The sequence below is a fragment of the Polaribacter filamentus genome, assembly GCF_002943715.1.
Classification (GTDB): Bacteria; Bacteroidota; Bacteroidia; order Flavobacteriales; family Flavobacteriaceae; genus Polaribacter; species Polaribacter filamentus.
In genome coordinates this window covers 1-10,035 of record NZ_MQUA01000006.1, presented here as the reverse complement: position 1 = coordinate 10,035, position 10,035 = coordinate 1, and the positions used below count along the sequence as shown (strand labels likewise).

Annotated in this window: 12 protein-coding genes and 3 pseudogenes; 7 read left to right on the top strand and 8 right to left on the bottom strand. The window is 31.9% G+C overall.

Going from position 1 to position 10,035, the window contains the following annotated elements; genetic code table 11:
* Positions 1 to 794: 794 nt before the first annotated feature.
* The 7 genes and pseudogenes from BST83_RS21675 to BST83_RS01730 all read left to right on the top strand — a co-directional run.
* A pseudogene (locus BST83_RS21675) lies at positions 795 to 914 on the top strand (hypothetical protein); the annotation flags it as partial.
* A gap of 639 nt (positions 915 to 1,553) precedes the next feature.
* Positions 1,554 to 1,856, top strand: a complete 303-nt coding sequence (locus BST83_RS21290) for a hypothetical protein (RefSeq protein ID WP_367889127.1) — start codon at positions 1,554 to 1,556, stop codon at positions 1,854 to 1,856.
* A gap of 469 nt (positions 1,857 to 2,325) precedes the next feature.
* On the top strand, positions 2,326 to 3,027 hold the full coding sequence (locus BST83_RS21285) for a metallophosphoesterase family protein (RefSeq protein WP_367889126.1): 702 nt from the start codon (positions 2,326 to 2,328) through the stop codon (positions 3,025 to 3,027).
* An 8-nt stretch (positions 3,028 to 3,035) separates the two neighbouring features.
* A complete protein-coding gene (locus BST83_RS21280) occupies positions 3,036 to 3,383 on the top strand; it encodes a hypothetical protein (protein WP_367889125.1) in 348 nt (115 codons plus the stop codon).
* A gap of 59 nt (positions 3,384 to 3,442) precedes the next feature.
* Entirely contained in the window at positions 3,443 to 4,234 is a 792-nt protein-coding gene (locus BST83_RS21275; RefSeq protein WP_367889124.1) for a hypothetical protein, read from the top strand.
* 605 nt (positions 4,235 to 4,839) lie between these two features.
* Positions 4,840 to 5,343, top strand: a complete 504-nt coding sequence (locus tag BST83_RS21270) for a ShlB/FhaC/HecB family hemolysin secretion/activation protein (RefSeq protein WP_367889123.1) — start codon at positions 4,840 to 4,842, stop codon at positions 5,341 to 5,343.
* Positions 5,344 to 5,351: 8 nt separating this feature from the next.
* Positions 5,352 to 5,728, top strand: a pseudogene (locus BST83_RS01730) (DUF423 domain-containing protein).
* 77 nt (positions 5,729 to 5,805) lie between these two features.
* Here the strand turns inward: BST83_RS01730 and BST83_RS01725 are convergent.
* The 8 genes and pseudogenes from BST83_RS01725 to BST83_RS21020 form a co-directional block, all read right to left on the bottom strand.
* A pseudogene (locus tag BST83_RS01725) lies at positions 5,806 to 6,530 on the bottom strand (VIT1/CCC1 transporter family protein).
* 15 nt (positions 6,531 to 6,545) lie between these two features.
* Positions 6,546 to 6,866 (bottom strand): hypothetical protein, encoded by a 321-nt coding sequence (locus BST83_RS20290; RefSeq protein WP_240614604.1) that lies wholly within the window; start codon positions 6,864 to 6,866, stop codon positions 6,546 to 6,548.
* Positions 6,867 to 7,047: 181 nt separating this feature from the next.
* Positions 7,048 to 7,362, bottom strand: a complete 315-nt coding sequence (locus BST83_RS20285; protein ID WP_240614603.1) for a hypothetical protein — start codon at positions 7,360 to 7,362, stop codon at positions 7,048 to 7,050.
* Positions 7,363 to 7,462: 100 nt separating this feature from the next.
* On the bottom strand, positions 7,463 to 8,287 hold the full coding sequence (locus tag BST83_RS01715; protein ID WP_104808318.1) for a TPM domain-containing protein: 825 nt from the start codon (positions 8,285 to 8,287) through the stop codon (positions 7,463 to 7,465).
* Complete coding sequence (locus BST83_RS01710) at positions 8,284 to 8,721, bottom strand: TPM domain-containing protein (RefSeq protein WP_104808317.1); 438 nt, start codon at positions 8,719 to 8,721, stop codon at positions 8,284 to 8,286. The genes BST83_RS01715 and BST83_RS01710 overlap by 4 nt, the downstream gene beginning before the upstream one ends.
* Before the next feature lie 5 nt (positions 8,722 to 8,726).
* Positions 8,727 to 9,335 carry a LemA family protein gene (locus BST83_RS01705; RefSeq protein ID WP_104808316.1) on the bottom strand — a complete coding sequence of 203 codons (609 nt, stop codon included), beginning with the start codon at positions 9,333 to 9,335 and terminating at the stop codon, positions 8,727 to 8,729.
* A 64-nt stretch (positions 9,336 to 9,399) separates the two neighbouring features.
* Positions 9,400 to 9,822 (bottom strand): SDR family NAD(P)-dependent oxidoreductase, encoded by a 423-nt coding sequence (locus tag BST83_RS01700; RefSeq protein ID WP_254712438.1) that lies wholly within the window; start codon positions 9,820 to 9,822, stop codon positions 9,400 to 9,402.
* A partial coding sequence (locus BST83_RS21020; RefSeq protein WP_254712437.1) for an SDR family NAD(P)-dependent oxidoreductase occupies positions 9,822 to 10,035 on the bottom strand: 214 nt, incomplete at its 5' end. The genes BST83_RS01700 and BST83_RS21020, both read right to left, overlap by 1 nt.

Below are 10,035 nucleotides of genomic sequence, written 5' to 3'. Positions count from 1 at the left end.
GTAATTAGAAAAAAGACCTTTTTCTTTGCGCGAAATCAATGGTAAAATTCATACTCTTTAAATGAAAATATTGCTGTATTAGTTTTAGCTGCTGGAAAATCGTCAAGAATGAATGCATAAAACGCTTGAAAAATAACAAAAAACTTTTAGACATCACTTTAGAGAAATTAAAATGTATTTTTCTGATGAATTATTGTGTTTTAGGGCAAATGCTGCTAAATAAAGCAAAATCATTCAAAAATATCCAATTTATGAGAACCAAATATGAGAAGGTTGAGTTCTAGTATTATTTCTGGGATTCAATATTTTAAAAAGAGGCGTTAAATTTGACGGAATCTACATTTTATTAGCAGATCAACCGCCATTGAAATTGCTTATTTAGAATCCTTACTTGTTTTATTTAAAGACATAAGGATATATATTATGCATCTAACTATGGAAATAAATTAGGAGTCCTGCTATTTTCCTAAAATATTTTCCTGAATTACTATTGATAAAGGTGATAAAGGCAAAAGAGTTTATCACCAAAGAAAAACGAGTAGTTTGTCGGAATCATCCACAAACTTCTTTGATATAGATACCAAAGAAGACTTAGAGTTATTTAAAAATAGTGGCTAAGTTCTAAATTAAATATGTGTTATCTTAGCAAAAAGAACATTTATGATACATCTGATTTTAGAGATTATTTTTTGAGAGTAGCTTAATTATCCAACAAGTATTGTAAACTCTTTACTGTCTTTATCAACATCGGGTTCACATTTAGAAGAAGATAAAGAACGAAAGCAGTTACTTGTCCTCATTGTAAAAGCGAACGCATACGTGCAAACGGTACATTAAAAGGCGTACAACGCTATTGTGTAATGGTTGTGGTAAAAACTTTAGTGAAACGACAGGGAAATTTTGGTTTGCATTAAAAAAGAAAGACAAGATTAACAAGTATCTTTATTGTTTACTATCGGGGCTATAGTATTAGAAAAAGTGCAAAGGAAACAGGAATCTCAATTCAGACCTCATTTGATTGGCGTCATAAATTATTAACTCATTTTCTAGCGTTTCAGTATCCGAATTTGAAGGTATTGTAGAGAGTGATGATTTGTTTTTTCCAATTCAGGAAAAAGGGGAATCGTACTTTAGAAAGAAAACCTAAGAAACGAGGAGAAAAAGCTAGCAAAGCAGGTATATCTAATGAAAAGTAGCCGTAATTGCTACCTGCGATCGTTCTGGAAATAAGGATTTTGAAGTGGTTACAACAGGACGAATTAGTAAAAAGACCTAAACAAGGTGTATCAAGGTAAGCTCGATAAGCAACAGTACTTTGCAGTGACAGTCATAGAAGTTATGCTGCCTTTGCAAAATCTAATACAATTATTCATAAGAAGTTCAACGCATCAAAAGGACAGAAAACAGTTGATAAAATATATCATGTTCAGATGTGAATAATATGGATATGAGATTGAGGAAATTTATGGAATCCTTTAATGGTGTAGCAACTAAATATCTGCAAAATTATTTAACTGGTTTTTGGTACTAGAAAAAAAAATAAGACCAATAAAATGGCAACACTTGCTAGTATTGCATTAGCTTCTAATCAAGTCTGGATACAATTCAAAGAAATAGCTATAAAAATATGCTTTTTAGAACTTAGCCAAATAGTTAATTTAGCATTTATGAAGTTACTTAAAAAATTATTCTTTTTAGCTATCCTTTTCTTGGTTTCGGCTTGCGCTACAATGAAACTACAAGTTGCTGAAAATCAATTTTTTGAACCTAAAGAAAGCACTGCCGAAATTGAATATACTTTTTATTTAATTGGTGATGCTGGGAATTCAACTTTAAAAAAGATTCACCTGCTTTAAAATATTTAAAAAGAAACAAAAAACGTATCTCAAAAGTCAACTTTAATTTTTTTAGGTGACAATGTTTATGAGACGGGAATTCCGAAGAAAAAAAATCTAAAAAATATAAACTAGCAAAAAGAAGGTTAGAAGCGCAAACCGATGTTGCGAAAAAATTTAAAGGGAATTCCATTTTTATCCCTGGAAATCATGATTGGTATAACGGTCTAGATGGCTTAAAAAGAGAGAAGAATTAGTAGAAAAAGCATTAGGAAAGAAATCCTTCTTTCCCCAAAATGGCTGCCCTTTAGAATCCGTAGATATTTCTAAGAACATCGTTTTAATTATTGTAGATACGCATTGGTATTTAACAAATTGGGACAACCACCCAACTATAAATGATAAATGCGAAATAAAAACAAGAACAAAATTCTTTGATGAGTTTGAAGGTTTAATTAAAAAATCAAGAGGAAAAACGACCATTATTGCTATGCATCATCCAATGTTTACCAATGGTTCTCATGGAGGAAAATATTCGTTTGCTAGCCATATGAATCCTTTGCCAATTTTAGGTTCTCTAAAAAATTTAATAAGACAAACATCTGGTCTTTCCAATACAGACATCCAAAATAAAAAATACAATGCACTTAAAAAACGCATTGTAACACTGGCACAAGAAAATGATAAAACCATTTTTGTTTCTGGTCATGATCATAATTTGCAGTATATCATTCAAGATAATATTCCTCAAATTGTTAGTGGTTCTGGTTCTAAAACAACCGCTACAAAATTATCTGGAGGCGCGAAATTTACTTATGGTGCGCAAGGTTTTGCTAAATTAGATGTCTATAAAGATGGTTCATCAACCGTAAGTTTTCATACTGTAAAAGATGATAAAATAGTGTATCAAAGCCAAGTTTTATCAGAAGATGAAAAGAAAAATTTTACAACATTTCCTTTGCAGGGTATAACAGAAAAAAAAGCATCAATTTATACGCAAGAAGAAATCACAAAAAGTAAACTGTATCGTTATTTATGGGGAGAACGATATCGAAAATATTTTGGCACAAAAGTAAACGCACCAACAGTTGATTTAGATACGCTTTTTGGCGGATTAAAACCAGTTAGAAAAGGTGGCGGCCATCAATCGAAATCTTTACGATTAAAAGATAAAAAGGGCGCGAATATGTAATGCGCGCTTTGCGTAAAAATGCTGTGCAATATTTGCAAGCCGTGGCTTTTAAAGATCAGTATATAGGAGCTCAATTTGATGATACTGCAGCAGAAAATTTATTGTCAGATGTTTTTACAGGCTCACATCCTTATGCCCCTTTTACTATTGGAAAATTGTCTGATGCTATTGGCCTTTATCATACAAATCCTGTGTTGTATTATGTGCCAAAACAACCTAGTTTGAAGCAGTTTAATGATGATTTTGGCAATGAATTATATATGATTGAAGAACGCACAGATTCTGGTCATGGAGATAAAGCTAGCTTTGGTTTTTCTGATGAATTAGTAAGTACAGACGATTTATTAAAAAATTAAATAAGGACGAGCATCATGTTTTAGATGAAGAAGCGTATATAAAAGCACGTTTATTTGATATGTTAATTGGAGATTGGGACCGACATGAAGATCAGTGGAGGTGGGCCGTTTTTAAAGAAAATAATCAAACAATTTACAGACCAGTTCCAAGAGATCGAGATCAAGCATTTTCTATTTTTGGAGATGGAGCTTTGTTACATATAGCAACAAAATTAGTACCTTCTTTACGTTTAATGAGGTCTTATAAAGAAGAATTAAAAAGTCCGAAATGGTTTAATTTAGAACCATATCCTTTAGACATGTTTTTAATATCTATGTCTACAAAAATTGTTTGGGATAAGCAAGTTAAATTGATCATCGACAATATAACCGATGCTGTAATTGACGATGCTTTTACAGAATTTCCTGATGAAGTAAAAGATGAAACAATACAAGAAATAAAGAAAAAATTACAAGGAAGAAGGCACAATTTACAGAAAATTTCTGATGCTTATTTTTATCATATAAATAAGTTTCAAATTATTAGAGGAACTCAAAAAGATGATTGGTTTGAAATTGAAAGATTACAAAATGGACAAACAAAAATTACAGGTTATCGAATAATAAATGGAGACAAAGATGCTATTTTTCATCAACGAATTTATAATGAATCTGAAACCAAAGAAATTTGGATCTATGGCTTAGATGATGATGATGTTTTTGTGGTAAAAGGTGATGGAAGAAAGCTAATAAAACTAAGACTTATTGGCGGACAAAACAATGATATCTACAAAGTTAAAAATGGTAAACAGGTAATTATTTACGATTATAAACCAAGAAAAACACTTTTAAAACTAAAAATACAAGAATAAAATTAACAGATGATTATAAAACAAATGTATATGATTATAAGAAGCTCAAAAACAATCAAAATATACTAACACCAACTATTGGTTACAATCCAGATGATGGCATAAAACTTGGGTTTTCTAACACATACACAGTTTATGGTTTTGAAAGAAACCCGTTTACAACTCAACACACTTTAAATGCTTCATACTATTTTGCAACCAATGGTTTTGAGTTTAATTATGCCTCTGAAATCGCAAACGTTTTTGGCAGTTGGAATTTAGGAGTAGACGCAACTTTTACAAGTCCGAATTTTGCAGTAAACTATTTTGGTTTCGGCAATAACTCTATAAATCTTGAAGCAGATGATTTAGAAGAAGAAGATTATAATAGAGTAAAAATCAGCAAGTTTATTGCAGGTAGCTTTATAAAATGGAAAAGTGATTTAGATGCAGAAATAAAACTAGCCATTAATTATCAAACATTTAAAGTTGATAATACTCTTGGCAGATTCGTTTCCGATGAATTCAGCGCTAATAATGCTATTTTTGATACTCAGAAATTCATCAATACAGAAGCTAGTTATCATTTTGAAAACACAGATAACAGTGCTTTTTCAACAATGGGAATGAAAACGGAATTAATAGCTGGTTATACTTCAAGCTTAAATAATAATGGTGATTTCGGGTATTTAATTCCTTCTATATCATTTCAACACAAATTAATTCCTAGCGGACAATTAGTATTCGCAACTAAATTAAAATCTCATTATACTTTTGGTAATTCGTATCAATTTTATCAAGCAGCAAGCATTGGTGGAAATGATGGGTTAAGAGGGTTTAGAAATCAGCGTTTTACTGATAAAAACTCCTTTTACCACAGTTCTGATATTCGTTTAAATTTACGACGTTTTAAAACAAGTTTAATTCCTTTAAATGTTGGTATATTTGGAGGATTTGACTACGGAACTGTTTGGGGTCAACAGAATTCAACTTTTAAAAATAGTAAATTTAATACTTCTATTGGAGGCGGAGTTTTCTTTAACGCAGCAAATATGATTTCTGGAAATATTTCCACATTTAATAGCGATGAAGGTTTAAGAGTTGCTTTTACTTTCGGCTTTACTTTTTAATAATTTATATGATACAAAAAGCATTAATTTTCGGTTCCTTACTTGGGTGCACTGCAGTAATATTTGGGCTTTTGGAGCGCATTTGTTAAAGAAAAAACTAACTTCAGATCAATTACAAAGTTTTGAAACTGGCGTAAAATATCAAATGTATCACGCCATTGTTTTACTTATTTTAGGATTTAATTTAGAGCTAAATGCTTCCCTTGACAACTGCATTATCTACGCTTTTATTATAGGAACCTTGTTATTTTCTTTCTCTATTTATGGCTTGGTACTTTCATCAGCAAATAATAAAAAAATAAAATTTCTAGGACCAATCACACCTTTAGGAGGTTTGTTTTTGGTTGCTGGTTGGGCACTTTTAATTTACAAATTTGCAGTTTAATCGTTAAAGTGCAGCGATTAAAATAATATATTCTATCCACAGATCAACTTTAAATAAGGTAGATAATCTCCATTATTTTATACTACATTCACATTAAATATATAACCAACTGCAGCCGTTAAGCCCATTGCAACCGTTCCCAAAAAGTAATTCTTAAAACTGCAATTCCTATTTTTGAACCACCTGCTTTCGCCGCTAATGCGCCTAAAATTATTAAAAAGACCGTAGCAAAACCATAAATAGAATATTCCATACTATTTAATGGAAGAAAAAGTGTGACTAAAAACGGAAGCAATCCTCCAATCGTAAATGCAGCACCAGATGCCAATGCAGCCTGAATAGGATTTGCCTGATTCATTTCATTTATGCCTAATTCATCTCTAACATGCGCAGCCAACGCATCTTTTTCTGTCAATTCTTTAGCGACAATTAAAGCCGTTTCTTTTTTTAATCCTCTCTGTTCATAAATATCCGCCAAACGTTGCAATTCTAATTCTGGCATTTCTTCTAATTCTAATCTTTCTCTTTCTATATCCGCATTTTCAACATCGGTTTGTGAACTTACAGATACGTATTCGCCAGCAGCCATTGATAATGCACCCGCAACTAATCCTGCTAAAGTTGCCAAAATAATAGGCTCTCTTAAATCAGTTGCAGCAGCAACACCAATTGCTAAACTTGCCGTTGATAAAATGCCATCATTAGCGCCAAGAACCGCGGCTCTTAACCAATTACTTCTATGGATATAATGATTGTCTAAATAATCATCTAATTCCGCTGTTTTTTTTGATTTTTCTTTCATTTGTATGCCATTATTTTAATTGTCCACATCAATTTTTAGTTCATACAAATTTCCGCCTTCTCCATGAGATTTTTCATCGGTAATTAGTAATGTATTGCCATCTTTAAAACAGATTCCTTCTTTCTGAGATTCATATTTTAACTCAATTTTTTTTACCTTTCCTGATAAAAAGTTATCACCTTTAAAATCAGTAAAAACTAAAACATTTTTTTGCGATAAAAGCACCACTTTTTTTCCATCCGAAGAAATATCAGCAGAAGTTATCCAACATTCTATATCGTTACAATTTTCAAATTCGCCAATTAATTTAGCGGTGTGTTTCCCTTCTTCTGCCATGACTTTATACAAAGAAGTTTTACCGTATCTATCCTCTACTCTGCTTTTAGTAAAAATATAAAAGTTCTTTTTAAAATAGAAAAATGCCTCTGCATCAAAAAATAGCTCTTTCTTTTTTGGAGGAAAATCATACTGATCTTCATACTCAATTTTAATTTCTTCGACCTCTGCTTTTTTTTCCTTAAATACTTTTTATCATTTTTAGTATTCTTAAATTCTTTCTACTGTTTGTATTATTTCCAAAATTACCAATATAAATAGTGCCTTTTTCATCGGTCGTTAAGTCTTCCCAATCTGTATTTTTAGCCTTTATCTCAATTTCTTTTTTTATTTTTCCTTTTTCAGAAACTCCGAATAATGTTGATTTGTTTCCTCCATCATTAATCATCCAAATAATATTGGAATTCCTTAAAACTTCTGTCCCAGAAACTTCTTTTAATTCATTTGGTAAATCTGCGAGTATATTTAATTGTCCAAAATTTTGACAGCTTATCAATAGAAAAAAAATGAATGAGTAAACTATTTTTTTCAACATCTAAATTAAAATTACACAAGTTGTCTATTTCTTTAAGTTAGCAAGGTTAAAATGGGCTTATTTACCAGCCACCAGAAGCACCGCCACCGCCAAAACTTCCTCCACCGAAGCCACCACCAAATCCACCACTACTTCCCCCGCCAGACGAGCCACCAAAACCTCCACCAGATCTGCCTAAACTACTTAAAAGTATAGCGTCAAAAACAGTGCTAGATAAAGAACCTGTTCGATTATTTCGTCCGCCTTTATTATTTTTATTCCCTCTAGAAACTAAAAGAAAAAATACGCCTATGATTATAATAAAAATGATGGTTGAAAAATCAGAACCTTTAGACTCTTCTTTACGAGAACCTTCAAACTCGCCATTCAGAGTTTTAAATATATAGTCAGATCCTTTGTCTAAACCGCTATAATAATCTCCTTTTTTGAATTCCGGGATAATGACTCTTTCAATAATTCTTTTTGATAGAAAATCGGTTACTAAATACTCGACACCTTTACCAACCTGAATTGCAATTTTTCTATCGTCTTTAGCTAATAAAAATAAAATACCGTTGTCCTCTTTGGCTTGACCAATTCCCCATTTTTCTCCCCAATTGGCGGCTAAATAATTAATATTTTCACCTTCGGTGGATGCGATAATTGCAACCACAATTTGAGTTGAGGTAGAGTCTGAATACCGAACTAATTTATTTTCTAAACTTGTTTTTTGAAAATCTGTAAGTAATTTTGGAGTCGTGAAATCGTAAACACTTGTTTGAAATTTTGGTTTCTCCGGAATTTCATATCCCTGAGAAAAAATATTTTGTGACACTAAAAACACCAGTATTACAAGACTTTTACTAAAAACTGAAAACTGAAAACTGAAAACTTTTTTTAAACTCATCCTTTAGAAATTTCATTTGAAAGTTCGTTTTCGTCATCTTTTTGATATGGAAAATGATCGCGTAATTCTTCACCGGCTTTTAAAATTCCGTCAACAATTCCTTGTTTAAAATTACCTGTTTTAAAATGGTTTTGCATTACATCTTTAGTGGTATCCCAAAAATCTTTTGGCACCACGTTATTAATCCCTGTATCACCATAAATAACAAACTTTTTATCAGCTACAGCAACATAAATTAACACGGCATTAGCGTCTTTTGTGTTGTGCATTTCTAAGAGCTGAAATACTTCTAGCGCCCGCTCATAATGAACCTTTTTCGTGGAAGATTCCATATGAATTCGTATTTCACCAGAAGTATTTTTCTCTGCAGTTCTAATAGCAGAAATAATTTCTTGTTCTTCTTCTTTAGTAAGAAAAGCTTCTACTTTAGACATATTTATTATTTTTTCTTATTAAAATCGAAACTAGCATCTGGTGCTTTCTCAGAACCTGCGTCCGCTGTATAGCGATTCATTTCATCAAAATTAAACAAACCTGCTAAAAATGAATTTGGGAATACTTTAATATGTTTATTATAATTATTCACACCTTCGTTAAAACGATCTCTGGCAACATTTATACGGTTTTCACTGCCTTCATATTGACTTTGTAATTCCAAAAAATTTGCGTTTGCTTTTAAATCAGGATACCGCTCTACAGAAACTAATAATTTAGACATCGCGCCAGTTAAACCACTTTGCGCTTGTTGAAATTGCGCCATGTTTTCTGGTGATAAATTATTTGCATCAATAGTTGTAGACGTTGCTTTCGCTCTTGCTTCAATCACTTCTGTTAACGTGTTTCTCTCAAAGTCTGCAGCTCCTTGTACAATTTTTACCAAGTTGCCAATTAAATCGTTTCTACGTTGATAAGAACTTTCTACGTTAGACCAAGTCGTTTTTGCGTCTTCTTGCAAAACAACTGCTGTGTTATTAAAGCCTTTTCCAAAATTATAAAATCCGAATATTATTACAATTATTATTATTACCGGAATTAACCATTTTTTCATAATTTCTAAATTTTAATTTTATGTTGATTTTTACCTCACAAATTTACGGATTATTATCCACTCTTTAAAGCGATGTTCCTCCATCTAAAGTAATTGTTTGACCTGTAATAAACTTTGTACTATCCGAAGCCAACCAGACTACTGCTTCTGCAATTTCTGATGTTTTCCCGTACCGTTTCATCGGAATGACACTTTTTAAAACAGCATCCATTTCTGGTTTTGCGTTTAGCAATTGATCTAATAAAGCCGATTCTGTATACCCAGGACACACTGCATTTACTCTAATGTTTTTCGTTGCATATTCCATTGCTGCAGACTTCGTCATTCCAACCACTGCAAATTTACTTGCGCTATAACTGATGTTACTTGGTGATGCCTTTAAACCTGCCAAAGAAGCAATATTTACAATATTTCCGTAACCTTGCTTCAAAAATTGCTGCAAAGCTACTTTCATGCAATAAAAAACACCTGTCTGATTTACAGCAATTACCCTGTCCCAATCTTTAAAAGTGACTCGTGCGTTTTTAATAAATTTGGGCCAATTCCGGCATTATTTACAATTACATCTAAGCTGCCAAACTTTTCAACAGTGGTATTTATTAAATTTTCCACGTCTTCAAACTTGGCAACATTTGCCTTTATAGCGAATGCTTTCCCTTTATTTGTTGCAATTTCATCCACAACTTTTTGAGCACTTTCT